The organism is Phenylobacterium sp. (assembly GCF_044358365.1).
Lineage (GTDB): Bacteria > Pseudomonadota > Alphaproteobacteria > Caulobacterales > Caulobacteraceae > Phenylobacterium.
Genome location: NZ_JBIKNZ010000008.1, coordinates 1 through 16018 on the forward strand (window position 1 = coordinate 1; position 16018 = coordinate 16018).

A 16018-nucleotide genomic window follows, 5' to 3' on the forward strand; every position below is an offset into this window, starting at 1 on the left:
CGACACCCGCACACGGGGCGCCGACCTGGTTGTGACAACCCGCACGGATCTCGATGACTGGGGCAGCATTCAGTGGTCTTTGACCGGCAACTGGTCCGACACCAAGGTCACCAAGTTCGCCAAGCCGCCGGCGCAGTTGCAGGGTGCTTCCCTGTTCGACCGCACCTCAGTTGGCTTCCTGGAAACCAGCACGCCCAAGTACCGGGCGGTCCTTGGCGCTCTTTGGACATGGGACAAGCTGAGCGTGAACGTCAAGGAGAGCCTCTATGGCCCCTCCTCGATCCTCAACAACCGCCTCGGCTGCCCGCTTGAGCTGCCGGCATCGAACTGCTTCAAGCTGAATATTGGCACGACGTTCATCACCGACCTTGAGGTCAGCTACAAGGTGCTGGAGTCCGTGAAGCTCACGATCGGCGCCAACAACCTGTTCAACAAATATCCGGACAAGCTCAACCAAGCCTACCGGAACACCTTCCTGGCTGCCAACGCCAACGGATATGTCACTCAGTACCCGACGTTCTCGGCGTTCGGGATCAATGGTGGCTACTACTACAGCAAGATCGCCATCACTTTCTAAGCGATCCTTTCAAGATACGGCAAAGGCCGCAGGGTTCACCCTGTGGCCTTTTTCTTGCCGGCCACTCCGAAAACCTGTCTGAAACGAAAAATGGCCGCGCGTTGCCGGCGCGGCCAGTTCAGGGAGGAAACGCCCCAAAGGGCAAAGCCAACATGATCCATCAGACCTGCGGCTCGAAGTGTGGAATGTCCGAATACCTACAACAAAGCGGAGACGCCCCATTTGTGAGCACCCTGCTGCTGTTTTTGGCGCCTAGCCTAAAGCCTGAGGTCGGCAGCCCCGCGCGGAAGCACGGCCTTCACATCGAAGATCACAGCGTTGGGCCTGCCAAAGCCACGGATGGTCTCAACGCTCATCGCCCTGAATTCCCGGTGAGCGACGGCCAGCACCACACCATCATAGCTGCCGGCAACCGCATGTTGGACGAGGTCAAGACCATACTCATGCCGGGCGACCGCGGCGCTGATCCAGGGGTCCCAGACGTCTACTTCCGCCCCAAACGCCTGCAGTTCGTGAATGATGTCGATGACCCGGGAATTGCGAACGTCAGGGGTATTTTCCTTGAAGGCTAAACCCATGATCAGAACCCGTGAGCCTTTCAGCGTCACGCCCTTGCGGGTCATCTCCTTCATCAACTCACGCGCGACATAGGCGCCCATGCCGTCGTTGATCCGGCGACCGGCCAGAATGACCTCCGGTCGATAGCCCAGGGCTTCAGCCTTGTAGGTCAGGTAGTAAGGATCGACGCCGATGCAGTGCCCGCCAACCAGGCCTGGGCTGAAGTTGAGGAAATTCCACTTGGTGGCCGCCGCCTCGAGGACCTCATGGGTATCAATTCCCATGCGATGGAAGATCAGGGCGAACTCGTTGATCAGGGCGATGTTCAGATCTCGCTGGGTATTTTCGATCACCTTGGCGGCTTCCGCGACGCGAATGGAGCTCGCCGGATGCGTACCCGCCCGGACCACCGAGGCGTAGAGGTCATCGACAAACCGCGCGGCCTCAGGTGTTGACCCCGCAGTCACCTTGATGATGTCGGCGAGCCGATGGCTTGCGTCGCCTGGATTGGCGCGCTCCGGGCTGTATCCAGCGAAGAAGTCACGGTTGAACTCGAGACCTGAAACCGCAGCAACGACCGGCACACAGTCTTCCTCGGTGGCGCCGGGGTAGACGGTGGACTCAAAGATCACGACCCCGCCATGCCGGATCGCCCGACCGACCGTCTCGCTGGCGCTCATCAGGGCGGTCAGGTCAGGTTTCTTGTGAGCGTCTATCGGCGTCGGCACAGTCACAATCAGAACGTTGCAGCCTTCAAGGGCGCCGGGCTCGCTGGTGATGGAAAGGCGGCTCGCATTGAACAGCGCCTCCGAGGCCACCTCCAGCGTCCGGTCGAGCCCCGCTCGAAGCTCCGCGACCCTTTCGGCGCTGGTGTCAAACCCGACCACATCATGTTCCGCCGCAAAGGCGACGGCTAGCGGCAGGCCTACGTAGCCCAGACCAATCACGGCGATACGCGCCGGGGTTTGCGTGAAGGGGTTCAGCACCATTGCGTCGCTGCCTATCATGGATTGGCCGCATGCTGAGCGAGCTCGCGGATCGCAAGGTACAGATGGTAGAGCGAGCTGGCCGGTGACGGTTCCTCGACAAAGCCTCCATCGGGTCGCATCCGCTCGCGCCAAACGCCGCGCGCCGGTGTGTCCAGGTAGGCGACCAGCCCGTTAGCCGCCTGTAGCGCGGCCTCCTGCTCGCCCAGGACAAGCGCCGCCTTGATGTGTTCGGTCTGGGGCCAGAGCCGCGCTCCGGCGTCCCGGACGGACAGATCCGGGCCGAGCGTATTGACCACCACACCACGCCGGGGATCAAACGCGCCACGCCCGACATCGAACAATCGCCTCGCCACCACCTCGCCGCAGGGATACCCGCGCATGCCGCTCCACCGGGTCAGAAGCCATGCCCATTCGAACTGATGACCAGGTTCGATCACATTTGCCTCGTCAGAAAGTCGGCTCCAGCTCTCATCGTAGAACTCGGAGAGGGCGCCTGTTGCCGGGTCTATGAACCGGGTCAGAGCCAACTCCACAAGCTCGTCAGACAGTCGTCCCCAGTCCGGGTCGTCGGAAATGGGTTCCCAGGCCAGGGTGGCTTCCAGAAGATGCATGATGGCATTCGCCTGAAACGCGCGTTCACCGACTTCCCGGAACCCACCGACGGGATGACGAAACAACTCCAGAGCACGCCGAAGCTCTGTCGCCGCAGCGGATGCCCCCTCCATGGGGGACAGTCGGTGGAGGGCAGAAAACGCCAGCAGGACGAAGGCGTTGTCATAGAGTCTGGCTGTTGGGTCTATGATCACGCCTGAGAGGTCGCACCGCGAGGCAAACAACCCATTGGGCAAGCGCACGGCGGACCTCAATGCATGAAGCGCGGCCTCGGCCCACGGTCCTTCAATACCCTCAGTGGCCGCGCTCGCGAAAACGAAAGCCTGACGGGCCTGCACAAGCGTCCGCCTGTAGGGGTCAGCAAGATCACCCCGCCAGGTCAGGGCCTCCCGAAACGCGCCGGCGTCCATACCGACCGTCGCCCACAACGGCAAAGCCGCCGTTCTCAACCACAGACCGAGGTCTTCAGCAGCCCCGGCGAGACTGACGAACCGATCCGGCCGTATCGAGCCCAGGTAAACTTCGCGCATGGCCTGCTCCTCGCCCAACCCACGGACCAGAACGGCGCCAGGCTCAACAATGACAGCCAGACGTGAAACGCCGACCACCGACACCTGAACACCTTCAGGCGATCGCACCAGCGAATGGCTTGTTCCAACCACCCGTGCACCTGAGGATAAGCTGTTACCGTCTTCATCTCTGACGCTCGCAGCCAACACGGACGTCCATGAGCCCAGGTCAGACCATGGGAAATCAACGGCAAGGACCGCGGCTCGATCGGTGTGCTCCATGACCGCCCGATCAAAAGCTAGTTTTGGCGTCTCGGCGAATTGAGGCCCGAGCAGGAAATCTCCGCCATCGGAGAAGCCATTCGTAGTGGCCTGCTCCACCGCCGACAGGATGTCGGGCGCCCAAAGTCTGAGTTCCGACAGGAACGTACGGGCGTGCCCGATGAAGATGCCACTGTTCCAAAGCCCACCGCTCGCGATGAGCTCAGTGGCACGTTCCGCAGACGGCTTCTCCTGAAAGTCGACGACCCGCTGCACACCCGGGCCCCGAGATTCCGGACTTATGTAGCCATAGGCGCTTGAAGGGCTGTCAGGACGAATGCCCATCACGAGAAGCATGTCGGCGTCGGCGCCCTTGATGGCGGAATTGACCGCAGCCTGGACGGCCAAGGTGAGTGGCATGTGATGATCCGCCGGAAGCGCCACCATGACACCATCGGGCGCGCGATTTATAACCCAGAGCGCGGCGGCAGCCATCGCGGCGGCGGTTTCGCGACCTGTGGGCTCCAGGAGCACCTGCGCAGAGGCGCCAGCGGAAGAGATTTGTTCGTGAATGAGATCGCGGTGATCAGCCGACCCCACCACCAGTACCTCACCGCCGACGGCTAGCAACTGCGCAAGGGCCACCGCTGCCTGGAAGCCCGAAACGGGTCCCAAAAGCGGAAGAAACGGCTTGGGCCGCCACGGTTGCGACAAGGGCCAAAGCCGCTCGCCGGGTCCGCCACAAAGCACCACGGGGTAGACAGGCGGGGCTATGGCGCGATCCTCCGGGCAACGCGTTTCAGACGCGTCTTCCCCTAGCGCCTTCAGCAAGCTTCGCAAATGGCCGGATCGTAAACGCGGGAGCACACCGCTTTGCGTCCGAAGAACTCAGCCCCTCGTAGCCACCATGACGGCGCCGCGCACCCGCGTCCGGCCGAAAGCGATCTCAGAAGCGATCAGGCGAGCAGTGCATGAAGGGTCATGCCGATCACGGCCCAGAGGACAACAGAGGCAAGGGCGCCGATGCCCAGCCCGAGCCCAATCGGGAGCCGCGCCAAGGGTTGGCGTTCGGGCTCTCGTACGGCGATATCAACAGACACGTCCGTCGGCATGTTCTGGCTCCGACACCGCCCGGTTCTTGGGCATACTCATAATGTGCACCCTGATCGTGAACAGTTCGTTTGAGAAATTGGCTAACGGCGCGCCAACCATTTATCGTAACGTCTCGGTCGCGTGTCTGACCTGCCTGATTACGGAGTGCGCCTCGTGACCAAGGTCAACCGGCGGATTAGAGAACCAAAATCGGTGGCGCCTGCTGCCGTCACCGATGTATTGGCCCAACTGCAGCGCTCCCGCCTGGGCGATAGCCGGGCAAAGCGTGTGATCGACATCCTGGGCGCCAGCATTGCCTTGCTGGTCTTTCTGCCTCTTCTGGTGTGTATCGCGCTCGCGATCCGGCTGGAATCCGGCGGACCTGTGATTTTCAAGCAGCGTCGCACTGGCCAAAACGGCCGCATCTTCACGATCTACAAGTTCCGCACGATGACGGTCGCAGAGGACTGCGACAATGTCCGTCAGGCGACACGCAATGACTCCCGGGTGACAGAGGTTGGCGCGCTGCTTCGCAAACTCAGCCTCGATGAATTGCCGCAGTTCCTCAATATCCTGAAGGGCGACATGTCCATTGTTGGCCCTCGTCCTCACGCCCTGGCGCATGACAGCTACTATGGCGAACAGATCCCGACCTATGCTGACCGCTTCCGCGCAAAGCCTGGTCTGACCGGGTTGGCGCAGGTCAATGGCCTGCGCGGTGAGATCAACGATCTGCGTTGCATGACGGAGCGGATTGCCGCCGACAACCTCTATATCGAGAGCTGGTCGATTGGCCTGGATGTAGCGATCCTTGGGAAGACCGCCTTGATCATATTCAGCGATCCCCAAGCCTACTGACGCCTAGACAGCCAGCGTTGACGATTATCAACGCTGAATGCAACCGCCGTACCCCTTGTCACGAATATGGTTGTGATCACGCGCTAGACAGAACCTCTTCCGTGGCGCGGGGCTTGCTTCCTGGGAAGCAGAATCGCGGGGCGGTCGGGGGTCATGTCCAAATTCGAGACTCGATTTGCCGCTTACGCAGACCCGGAGCGCATTCATGCGGCCTTCTACGGATTCATAGAACGCAATGCCGACACCGCAGATGCAGACGCAGACGCACAGATCCGTACAGAGATCGGCGATGACGGGCGGCGGCTTTGTGTTCGCCTCTGGAGCGCAAGCGCGATGGACGCCTTCCTCAAAGGACTGTCAGGAACCGACCGGTCCCGCAAAAGCCGCGGCCATGACTAGGCCGGTAAACCTTCGGACTCATGCCAAAACCACAAGCTGGACAGCAACCCCTGGAGCTTGTGCCGACGCAGTGGCGGCGATCCCCGTAAACCCTGTCGCGACAAGCCGGTCGAAGCGTATATTCGACATCGTGACGTCGCTCGGCGCCCTGTTGTTCTTTCTGCCGCTCCTGCTGACGATTGGCACGCTTGTTAGACTCGAAAGCACCGGCCCAGCGCTATTCCGGCAGCGTCGAACCGGACTGAACGGCGTGATCTTTACCGTTTTCAAGTTTCGAACCATGACCGTCGCCGAAGACGGCGCCACCGTTCGCCAGGCGACCCGCGGTGATGCCCGGATCACCCCGTTCGGCGCCATCCTGCGCAAGTTCAGCCTCGATGAACTGCCGCAACTTCTGAATGTTCTACGCGGGGAAATGTCGTTGATCGGACCCAGGCCCCACGCGGTCGCCCACGACGAGACCTGGGGTCAACTGGCGCCTGGCTACAACCTTCGATTTCGCGCCCGCCCGGGATTGACCGGCTATGCTGCTGTTTGTGGCTTCCGCGGCGAAGTCCGGGAGTTGCAGGCTATTGTAGATCGGGTCGAAGCCGACAACGAGTACATCGACACATGGTCCTTCGCGCTTGATATGAAGATCATCCGGCGGACGCTGCCTTTGATTTTCTCGGACACGCGCGCCTACTAGGGTTTCGAGCGGCATCTTAACCGATCTGTCAGGCCCACGACCTAGGCTTCCCGAGCAACCAAGCGGGAAAAGCCAGAATGGCCGACGACACCGGAGCCCATCGCGCCGTCGCGACGGACGCAATCGACGCCGCCAGCGATCGCCGCGGCCCCCTTCGCCCTGACCGCATGCAAACGGCGAGAACCCGGGCGTCGGGACCAGGGCTCGCCCGGCTCTTCCAGTTTGGCGATGGCGTCGCTCTTGGCGCGGCCTCCCTGGTCGCCGGACTGGTGATGCCACTACCCATGACCATGTGGCTTGGTGCACCCCTTCTGGCGCTGGTGCTCCTGGTGGCCACTGGCGCCTATGTCATGCGAAAGCGCGAGCGCTCACGTCGCCGCTTTGGCCGGCTATTGCTGGCAGCGGTCGCAGCCAGTGGCGGCGCGGGCACCCTGTGCGGCCTGCTTGACCCCACCTTCCCGGCCCTGGCCTGCGCAACCTGGGCCGCTACGGCGGGCACGTTACTCATGGTCAGCCACATGATCTGGGGGCAGGTGCTGGCCAACCTGCGCCAGCAGGGCTTGCTGACACCGAACCTGATCATTGTCGGCGGCACGCCGGCCGCCGAAAGGCTGATCCGACGGGCCATGCGCACCCGTGATGTCAACATCCTTGGCATCTTCGATGATCGGCACGATCGCGTTGGCCCCGCTATTCTCGGTGTCCCGGTCCTTGGCAAAACCACTGACCTGATCGACCACAGGATCCTGCCCTTCGCAGACCGTATCGTTATCACGGTGACAGCCAAGGCCAACGCACGCATCGCTCAGCTCATCGAGCGACTAGCCCCGATCCCCAATTCGATCTCGCTCTTGCTGGAAGATGCGGATGATGAAAGCGCCAGCCAGGCCGTCGGCCGGATCGCCGACTTCGACCTGATGCAGGTCAGCGGCGGGGGCCAGCGCGCCAGCTATCTCGCCGCCAAGCGCGCGCTCGACCTGATCCTTGGCCTAGCCGGGCTGATCGCGCTTGCGCCTCTCATGGCAACCATCGCCGTGGCGATCAGGTTGGACAGTCCGGGACCGGTCTTTTTCCGTCAACGCCGTCACGGCTACATGAACGAGGAAATCGTGGTCTGGAAGTTCCGCTCGATGAAGGTCGAAGCCTCCGACTTCACGGCCGCCAGACAGGTGAGCGCCGATGATGACCGCGTCACCCGCGTTGGTCGCTTTATCCGCAAGACCAGCCTCGATGAACTGCCTCAGATTTTCAATATCATCTCTGGCGAGATGTCTGTCGTCGGCCCCCGCCCGCACGCGATTGGCATGCAGAGCGGCGGCGCTGACGCCAGCAAACTGGTGGAGACTTATGCCCACCGACACCGGATCAAACCGGGCCTCACAGGCTGGGCAGCGGTGAACGGTTCACGAGGCCCGATCAACACTGCAGAGGATGTGCGGCGCCGCGTAGCGCTGGATCTGGAGTATGTTGAACGTCAGTCCTTCTGGCTGGATATCGCCATCATCCTGCGTACGGCGCCTTGCCTCTTGGGCGACAGCGAAGGGGTTCGTTGAGTTCCTGTCGACGAATCGGCGCCAGATACCGGGCATCCAGGCCCGGTATCTGGCGCCGGCGATGTCTTTGCCGGCAATTACAATCGGGGCGTGGGCGAAGTAGGGCTTCGGTTGGTGTACCGTTACGGGCTGGATCGCTGGCAGGCGCTGCGGCGCATGGGGCTAGCGCTTCGGAAACTTGATCGTCAGACCAAAGGGCTTGAGTACAAGAACGACGTAGATCGCCACGCCAAGGACGATAAGGAAGGATACCAGACCCTGGTTCTGGGGCGGATTTCCAAACCAGTTGGCGACAGCACAACCCACAGCCGGAGGCAGATAGTGCAAGATCGTGTCCTGCGGTTCCTCAGGCTGCACCGAACGATGCAGAAACAGGACCACCAGGCCACCGAAGATCGCCACCGTGATCCAATCGTAGACGGTTTCCACCTGCGTCCTCTTTCCATTCATCCCGGCACACGAAAGCCGGGAAACTTGCGACCTATCTTGCCGGTGCGCCGTCCCATCGGTCAACACAAGCTCGTACCTAGCAATGTTCGTGCCGCGACCGGGCGCAGACGCCGACTCTTGATTCCAGCCTTGTTGCTGGGCTTCGGCCTCTCGGCCTGCGGGACCGCAGATAGCCTGGGCGCAGCAAGCTCTGCCAAGGCAGGTATGGTTGTAGCCCTGGTAGACGGGCGCAAACTGAATTTTCGCTGCCAGGGGCGCGGCACGCCCACAGTCCTGCTGGAGTCTGGCTTTGGAGCGGATTCCACGGCCTGGTACAAGGTAGAGCCCGATCTGGCGCGGCAGACACGGGTCTGCGCCTATGATCGCGCCGGCTATGGGTACAGTGATCCTGGGCCCCTGCCCCGCGACGGTGCAGCGACGGCCAGGGACCTCGATCTGGCGCTCAAGGCCGCTGATATCAAGGGGCCGTTCATTGTCATGGGTCACTCCGCCGGCGGGCTCTATGCGCGCTTGTTCGCGGCCCGACGCACGAGCGATGTTCAGGGTCTGATACTGCTGGATCCCACAGTGGAACGGCTTGCGCCGAGACCGGAAGCCGACGGCCTGAACGGAATGCGTCAGCGCCTCCAGAGATGTCTGGCCATGGCGTCAGCCCCGTCATCAGCCGCCATGGACGATCCGCAGTGGGCAGAATGCGTGGCGCCGACGAAGACAGAACATCAGGTCAGCGCGGCACGACGCCCCGCCACCTGGCAAAACCAGCTGTCTGAACTGAACAGTATCTTTGGCCGCACTTCGGAACAGGTCGGCCGGATAGGACCCATTCTCCGTGATATCCCGCTCTATGTGATCACCGCGTCGGAGACAGCGGCCGGCTCCCCGAGATCGGCGTTCGGGACTCACGTCTCGATGTGGGAATTTCAACATCTGCAGATCGCATCGACATCGCAGCATGGCTTCCAGACCACTGTGGTCTCACCACACCTGGTCATGATCGCAAGACCAGACGTCGCTATCGCCGCAGCGCGGGAAATGATCGCAGCCAGTCGCGAGAATCGTCTGCCTGGGCCATTGCCGGACAGCGAGCCTGTGTCGGCGCCACAAAGCGAGAGCTCCGCTGGCGGCGTCTCTGCACTTCGCAAATTTGGCCTGAACTCGGGGCCAGCGACCTTCCCGACAATGTCGGCTGGTCCGGCAGCGCCCTTCACGCTAGACTGAGGCGTCGGATTGAGGGGCCTATGCGGCACGCGCGTCTACGATTATCGATTGCCGCCGCAGCCTCGGCCCTGGTGATCGGCTCGTCCACGGCGGTGAAGGCTCAAGTCCTTGAGATCGGCGACGATGGGACCGTGACGACCCATGTCGGGCCAGCGGTCTACTCTGATGGCGGCGTGCATGCGATTGCGCCACCTTCAGCGCCTGTGCTTGGCTCGGCGGCGACCTCGGCAGATATCTCCGCCGCCATCCAGGACGCTGCCGGACGCCACGCCGTGCCCGCAGCCATCGTAGAGGCCGTAGCCTGGCAGGAATCGCGCTTCAATCCAGCAGCGGTGTCGCCGAAAGGCGCACGGGGCGTCATGCAACTGATGCCTGGCACTGCCCTCGACCTGGGGGTCGACGCTTCAGATCTTCGCGGAAACATTGACGGTGGTACGGCCTACCTTGCGCGCCAGCTCCGCCGGTTCGGCGACCTGCGCCTCGCATTGGCCGCCTACAACGCCGGGCCAGAAGCCGTAGAACGTCATGGCGGCGTACCGCCCTATGCCGAAACGCGAAACTATGTGGCGGCGATTCTGGCCCGACTGGCTGTCACCGCGCCCCAGATTACGACAATCGTCGCGCGCTGAGCCGCGGCGAGCCATTCGAAACGCCCTATCGCAGGCTGGCGACCTGCTCGCGCTTGCCAGTCAACTGAATCAGCCGGCGAGCCTCCGCCGACGTGACGCACTTGGGCGCCGACCAGGTCTCGCCCTTGGCGACAGCCCGATCAGCCGTGACAAACTCCATAACCCCGAACTCCCGGGTGAATGCGCGACGGGTCGCGGTCGTGGTGTCACAGACAAAGACCGTTCGCGCTGACTTTGACATCACCGCGTCCTTCGCCTGAGCTGCCGCATTGGGGGCCGTTTCAGCAAGGGCTGGACCGGTCGCCGCAGCGGCGAAGGCCAGAATGCAAATCAAGGTTCGCATCGTATTTCCTCCACGTGCAGCGTCCCAACGCCGCATCTTGGGAGAAAACCTGCCACCGTATGTGACAAATGCAAAGCTTTTACGACGGTCTGATCACGAAGACGTGACGATAAGCCGACATTCACCGCCCCGTCAGCTAGACAACTGACAATTTTGTCGATGTATTCAAGCTAGGCAACGATTGTCCAGAGGCACCACCGCATAAGCCCTGCGACCCAAGACACATGGCCTAACGCGCTGGCACTTAGGCTAACAGGAACGCCAGCCCCTACCCTCAGAACTTGGCCGTCAGACCCAACGAGAACGTGCGGCCGACCTTGAAGCTATTGGTTTCAAAGCGTTTTCCGCCGGCCTTCTGGTACTCTTCGGCATCCGTCCCGGAGAGGTTCCGCGCCTCGAACGAGCCAGCGAACTCCCGGTCGTTGATCATGAAGGTCTTGCGGTAGACGAAATCGACCCGCAGGCCGGGATCCTGGATCAGGTCCGGCAGATCGGCGCTGCTGGAGCGCGCCGAAACCCGGTCGCTCGTGTAGGTGAACAGCAGGGTCGCCTGCGACTGAGCCTCATCATCCTCGAAGCCGAACTGCACGTTCGCCAGATGGTCGGACTGTCCCTGCAGCCTTGAACCCGGCCGGATGTAATCGCTGGCCAGTGGCGTTGACCGCACACCGGTAGTGTCCAGGACGATCGTGTCGCCCGAGGCCACCTTCAGCTTGGACTTTGAATAGGTGTAGTTGACCGCCACCAACCAACGCTTGGCGTCGATCCAGTCGAAGCCGATCTGAGGTTCGAAGTACTTCTTGGCGTCGAACTCGATGCCGTAAATCTCGGCCTTGGGCGCGTTGTAGTAGGTCTGCTGGAAGGCGCCGTCGGACCCCAATACCGCAAACGCTTCAACCGGCCGCTTCAACTCCTTATAGAAGCCGCCGACCGTCAGATACTGGCCCTTCTCGAAGTAACGTTCATAGCGAAGATCCCCGTTGGTGAACTCGGTATCCACCAGGTAGGGATTGCCGCGAAGAATCCGGTCGGTGTCCGTGTCTCGGTAGCGTTGCGGCGCCAGCTCGCGGAATTGCGGACGACCTATAGTCTTGGAGGCGCCGACGCGGAGTTGCTGATCCTCGGCAAAGTTCCAGGTCACCGTCGCCGTCGGCAGGACATAACTCTCGTTGATCGTCCGCGCGAAAAGCGGACCAGCTGCGCGATTGAAGATGTCGAAGGTACGGATGTACTCCTTGCCGTCCTCATAGCGCACGCCGAAGCTGGCGCGCAGCAACGGGACGATTTCGGTGTCCACCTGGACGTAGCCCGCATTGACCTCGAGACCCGCGTCGAAATAGGGCGCATCGCCGGTCAGGGTTGTTCCGGTGAGTTCGCGCAGAGCAATGATGTCGTCATTGATGTTGCGATCAGACACGAGAAAATCGATGCGCTCGGTCCCATATCGGACCGGGTCATAGTTGCGACCGGCCTCGTAGCTGAAGTCGCGACGCACCGAACTCCGGTCGTTGGTCTGCCAAGCGTAGCCCGCACTGATCTTGGCCTGACGCACAAAGCTCACAGGAAGCTCGTACGCGAAATCGATGTTGGCCGAACCGATATTCTCGTCCAGGTCCGAGAACGAGATAAGCTGATTGGCGCCGGACAACAGGGCCTGGCGTTTGCCGTCGGCCTGCAGGCCGTAGCGGTAGAGGCGCTCATAGGGCGCTTCACGCGTGGTGCGCCCGTAGGTGCCGCGCCAGTCGATATCCAGGTCGCCCACACGGTGTTTACCGGTCAGCTGGTTCAGCTGCAGTTCGCGCCGATACCATTCGGTGTTGTAGACATTGACGTTGGCGCTGCCCTGAGACTGCGCCGAGTTTTCGGTGATGCGCGCACGCTTCGACGTCGAACGGATCCAGAGCGCGGTGTAGTGCAGCTCGTTATCGTCATTTTCCCAGGCCAGGCCGCCCAGGCCGCTCCAGCCGATGTCGTTCTGGTTTGCCTCAAAGCGTGCGTCGCTGGCCAGCACCAGACCACCAACATCCGGCACGGTCGACTGACGCACGCCAACCCGGTTCTGCCAGCTGTTTCGATAGCTCAGAACGCCGACAACCCCGAAACGACCGTATTCTGTTTCAAACGCGCGACCGCCGGACACATCCATGTTGCCGTTGGGCGCAACGCGGTCCCTCTGGATCAGGTTCAGGGAGGCATTGGTAAAGCTGCGGCCGATGGCCTTGTATTGGTCGAGAGTCAGACCGTTGGCGGAGCCGGAGAACACGACTGGGCGCGCCGAGGCGAACTGCCGGACCCCGACAGGCAGTTTGCGGGACCCATCATCGAAGCCGAACTCATCGTGCTTTGAGCCGTAGTAGGTCAGCCCGCGTTTGTCGGTGATCTCGCTGTCAACGCCCAGACCCACGCCAATGTTGAAGTACGGCTTGTCGGGTACGCCGACCGTCCGCAGATCGATGATGCCTCCGCCGAACTCCCCGGGATAGTTGGCCGAAAACGTCTTCTGCACCGCCGTGCCAGCCAGGATCGCGGCAGGGAACAGGTCGAGCGGGACCACCCGTTGCAGCGGCTCGGGGCTGGGCAGCGGCGAACCGTTCAGCAGCGCCTGCGAATAGCGTTCGCCAAGGCCCCGGACGTAGACGAAGCGGCCCGATACGACCGATAGGCCGCTGATGCGCGTGAGCGCCTGGGCGGCGGTGTCATCGCCGGCGCGACGGATGTCCTCGACCGTAAGGAAGTTGGCGACCTCGGCGGTATCGCGGATTTCGTCAGGGATGAACTTCCCGTTGACCACGATCTCTTCGACTTCGGTCTCGTCAGGCGAAGCCGGAGCGGCTGGAGCCTGCGCAGGTTGCGCCTGCGCATAGACCGGCATGGCCACGGCCAGCGCGGTGCCTGCGAGAAGCATGGCGCTGAGAGTGCGGAGGGAGACTGTCATCGGATTATAGAACCTTCATCGGAAGGATGGGGATCGGCGGCGGAGCCGGAGGCTCCGCCGCACCGGGATCACTGTCATCAGCAGGAGGTGGCGCCGGCCAGTCCGCAGGTCCAACCCACGAACCAGGTGTCGTTGGGGCCGGAAACCGCACCGATGAAGTTCGTGGCCAGGAAGAACGAGGAGAAGGTCGTTGGATTGGTCGCCACGCGCCCGCTCTCGTTGCCACCGTTGATGAACACCTGCGTCAGAGTGGGGATATAGCCCGTCGCCAGATTGTTCGACCCGGCCACTGTCATCAGGGCTTCAGGCGCGGCGTCCTGGTCGCCGTCCGTCGTGCGGTAAGGGCCGCCAACGCAGGCGAAAACCACCGAGCGGAAAGCCGGCCGCGGCTCGACCATCGTCGACGCGCCGTCGATATCCAAGCAAGGGATCCGGGTGTTCTCGGAAACGACAAGGCCGTTCAGGAAGTCGGCGCGCGTGCCGCTGTTCATCAGGATGCCCTGGTGCTGGCGGCTGTCAAACGCAGTGCCGGCGAGGCCGAGGCGGCATACAAAGTTCGAAACCCGCGGATTGGAGCGCAGCAGGGGCGCGCCACCCGACGTTGAGCCGGCGGATGACATTTCGAAGCATCGCGACTCTTCCGTCGGCGCGTCAGTGTAGTTGATCACGTACTGCGCGGAGCCGGTGTAGCCCTCGTCCGTGTCGTAGCCGTCGTCGTCCCATTGCGTCAGCACGAGGTGGCGGACGTTCACAGTTCCACCAAAGAATTCCACCGCGTCGTCGGCCGACCCGTGAACCTGTACGAAGTCAACGATGGTGCCATTGCCGACGCCGCCGAAGGTGATGCCGTTCAGCTCTTCGTTGGGCGCGACTTCGAAGCCGGCCTCCTTCACCTGAACATAGCGAAGCGTGCCGCTGGACTCTGTGGGTGCGTTTCCACCCCAGTTGATCGTCTGGATCGCTTCGAAGCGGAACTCACAGGCGGTCGGGTTGGCCGGGAACGCTGTCGTCGTCGGTGGGCAGCGGTTGATCGGCGCGCGGCCCGCAATGACAATACCGCCCCACTGGCCCCTCAGGTCCGGCCCGCCATTGAGATCGTTCAGGCTGGTGAAGATAATCGGCCGCGAGGCGGTGCCGTCGGCGACGATCCGTGAGCCGCGGTTGACCACAAGAAACTCGGAGATACCGCCGAAGACGGTCACGCCCGGCTCGATGGTAAGGACGGCGGAGCGTGCGCCGGCGCGGGGCGCCTGGGAGTCAGAACCCTGGTCCTCGCCAACCGCGACCCGGCCGTCGATTCGGTAGGCCGTACCCGGCCGGAACGGGACCGTCAGGTTACTGGTCACCAACTGCGGGATGCCGCAGGACCGAAGCGTGCCGTTGGCGACGGTACCGAGGTTAATGAAGCCCGTCGGGCAATCAGACGAGGCCTGACCGTTGCCGCCCGACCCGCCGCCGGCGCCGCCGGTTCCGCCGGTTCCGCCGGTGGCAAACGCGCCTTCACCCGGCGAGACAACGCTTGAGCCGCCGCCTCCGCAGGACGCCAGCGCCAATGCACCTACTGTGGCGACCAATACGGTCCCCACTTTCCTGACGCCAATCATCTTGTTCTCCACAGGTTCGACCCAGTCGCGCTATGCGCACGGCGGAGAGGCGTCGCTTGATCTCGATCGCAACCCGCCCTGTCGAGAGGTTGTCTAGTCGCCACATGTGACGTTAGCTCTTCAGTTGTATGACAGTTTTGATTCAGCCGATGCGTCGCGGCATGCGAGTCTCGGTGCTCTCAATGTGAACTGGCCCTGTTGCGTCACGGCCTGTAAAGTCGAAGGAGCGATTCATGCTGGACGCCTCGGACGGCGCTGAAATGTCACAGGTGCATGAACGCCTTACCATGTTGTCCAGGGTGTTCTCGGGGTTGATTGTCATGCAAACGTCATCAAACAGAGATAGCGGCAGCCGCAGCGGCGGACATGTCACAGCGTTTCGAGGACTGTGCGAGCATCCGAGTGTACAGGGCGCCCCACTAGGCCGCCGAGTGAGACCCATGAAAAGATTTAGCGCTCCGCTCCTGTTTGTCGCCCTGGCGGCCTTCCCGGCTCGCGCCCAGACGCAGGGGGATCCTGCAGGCTCATCGCCCCTGCTAGCGGCGCTTAACTGGGTCCAGGGCACTCTGCTCGGCAATGTGGCCACCAGCGCGGCGGTCATCGCCATCGCTGTCGTGGGCTTCCTGATGCTGACGGGACGCATTGAATGGAAGCGCGGGCTGGTTGTCGTGGTTGGCGCCTTCATCATCTTCGGAGCCGTGACCATCGTGGCCGGCATACGCTCGCTGGCTGGCGGGCTCTGA

General features: G+C 62.4%; 13 protein-coding genes and 1 pseudogene. 8 read left to right on the forward strand and 6 right to left on the reverse strand.

Features of this window, described 5'->3' with window-relative positions:
• Positions 1 to 577, forward strand: a pseudogene (locus ACIQ3B_RS03915) (TonB-dependent receptor); the annotation flags it as partial.
• Positions 578 to 834: 257 nt separating this feature from the next.
• Here the strand turns inward: ACIQ3B_RS03915 and ACIQ3B_RS03920 are convergent.
• Positions 835 to 2142 carry a nucleotide sugar dehydrogenase gene (locus ACIQ3B_RS03920; RefSeq protein ID WP_397400018.1) on the reverse strand — a complete coding sequence of 436 codons (1308 nt, stop codon included), beginning with the start codon at positions 2140 to 2142 and terminating at the stop codon, positions 835 to 837.
• Positions 2139 to 4373 carry an AGE family epimerase/isomerase gene (locus ACIQ3B_RS03925; protein WP_397400019.1) on the reverse strand — a complete coding sequence of 745 codons (2235 nt, stop codon included), beginning with the start codon at positions 4371 to 4373 and terminating at the stop codon, positions 2139 to 2141. Before ACIQ3B_RS03925 ends, ACIQ3B_RS03920 begins: the two co-directional genes overlap by 4 nt.
• A 438-nt stretch (positions 4374 to 4811) precedes the next feature.
• Between ACIQ3B_RS03925 and ACIQ3B_RS03930 the strand changes: the two genes are divergently transcribed.
• The 4 genes from ACIQ3B_RS03930 to ACIQ3B_RS03945 all read left to right on the forward strand — a co-directional run bounded on the left by ACIQ3B_RS03930 (position 4812) and on the right by ACIQ3B_RS03945 (position 8096).
• Positions 4812 to 5456 (forward strand): exopolysaccharide biosynthesis polyprenyl glycosylphosphotransferase, encoded by a 645-nt coding sequence (locus ACIQ3B_RS03930; RefSeq protein ID WP_397400020.1) that lies wholly within the window; start codon positions 4812 to 4814, stop codon positions 5454 to 5456.
• Between the two features lie 153 nt (positions 5457 to 5609).
• Positions 5610 to 5855 (forward strand): hypothetical protein, encoded by a 246-nt coding sequence (locus tag ACIQ3B_RS03935; protein WP_397400021.1) that lies wholly within the window; start codon positions 5610 to 5612, stop codon positions 5853 to 5855.
• Between the two features lie 70 nt (positions 5856 to 5925).
• Positions 5926 to 6543, forward strand: a complete 618-nt coding sequence (locus tag ACIQ3B_RS03940) for a sugar transferase (protein ID WP_397400022.1) — start codon at positions 5926 to 5928, stop codon at positions 6541 to 6543.
• Between the two features lie 77 nt (positions 6544 to 6620).
• Positions 6621 to 8096 (forward strand): exopolysaccharide biosynthesis polyprenyl glycosylphosphotransferase, encoded by a 1476-nt coding sequence (locus tag ACIQ3B_RS03945; RefSeq protein ID WP_397400023.1) that lies wholly within the window; start codon positions 6621 to 6623, stop codon positions 8094 to 8096.
• Between the two features lie 162 nt (positions 8097 to 8258).
• Here the strand turns inward: ACIQ3B_RS03945 and ACIQ3B_RS03950 are convergent, their stop codons facing one another.
• Positions 8259 to 8525 (reverse strand): XrtV sorting system accessory protein, encoded by a 267-nt coding sequence (locus tag ACIQ3B_RS03950; protein WP_397400024.1) that lies wholly within the window; start codon positions 8523 to 8525, stop codon positions 8259 to 8261.
• A 150-nt stretch (positions 8526 to 8675) separates the two neighbouring features.
• On the opposite strand from ACIQ3B_RS03950, the gene ACIQ3B_RS03955 reads away from it, so the two are divergent.
• Positions 8676 to 9764 (forward strand): alpha/beta fold hydrolase, encoded by a 1089-nt coding sequence (locus tag ACIQ3B_RS03955; protein ID WP_397400025.1) that lies wholly within the window; start codon positions 8676 to 8678, stop codon positions 9762 to 9764.
• A gap of 20 nt (positions 9765 to 9784) precedes the next feature.
• Positions 9785 to 10393 carry a lytic transglycosylase domain-containing protein gene (locus ACIQ3B_RS03960; protein ID WP_397400026.1) on the forward strand — a complete coding sequence of 203 codons (609 nt, stop codon included), beginning with the start codon at positions 9785 to 9787 and terminating at the stop codon, positions 10391 to 10393.
• 25 nt (positions 10394 to 10418) lie between these two features.
• Here ACIQ3B_RS03960 and ACIQ3B_RS03965 read toward each other — a convergent pair whose 3' ends face one another.
• The 3 genes from ACIQ3B_RS03965 to ACIQ3B_RS03975 form a co-directional block, all read right to left on the reverse strand.
• Positions 10419 to 10736, reverse strand: a complete 318-nt coding sequence (locus tag ACIQ3B_RS03965) for a hypothetical protein (RefSeq protein ID WP_397400027.1) — start codon at positions 10734 to 10736, stop codon at positions 10419 to 10421.
• A 274-nt stretch (positions 10737 to 11010) separates the two neighbouring features.
• On the reverse strand, positions 11011 to 13671 hold the full coding sequence (locus tag ACIQ3B_RS03970; protein WP_397400028.1) for a TonB-dependent receptor domain-containing protein: 2661 nt from the start codon (positions 13669 to 13671) through the stop codon (positions 11011 to 11013).
• Positions 13672 to 13748: 77 nt separating this feature from the next.
• Positions 13749 to 15275, reverse strand: a complete 1527-nt coding sequence (locus ACIQ3B_RS03975; protein ID WP_397400029.1) for a hypothetical protein — start codon at positions 15273 to 15275, stop codon at positions 13749 to 13751.
• A 440-nt stretch (positions 15276 to 15715) separates the two neighbouring features.
• Between ACIQ3B_RS03975 and ACIQ3B_RS03980 the strand changes: the two genes are divergently transcribed.
• Positions 15716 to 16018, forward strand: a complete 303-nt coding sequence (locus tag ACIQ3B_RS03980) for a TrbC/VirB2 family protein (RefSeq protein ID WP_397400030.1) — start codon at positions 15716 to 15718, stop codon at positions 16016 to 16018.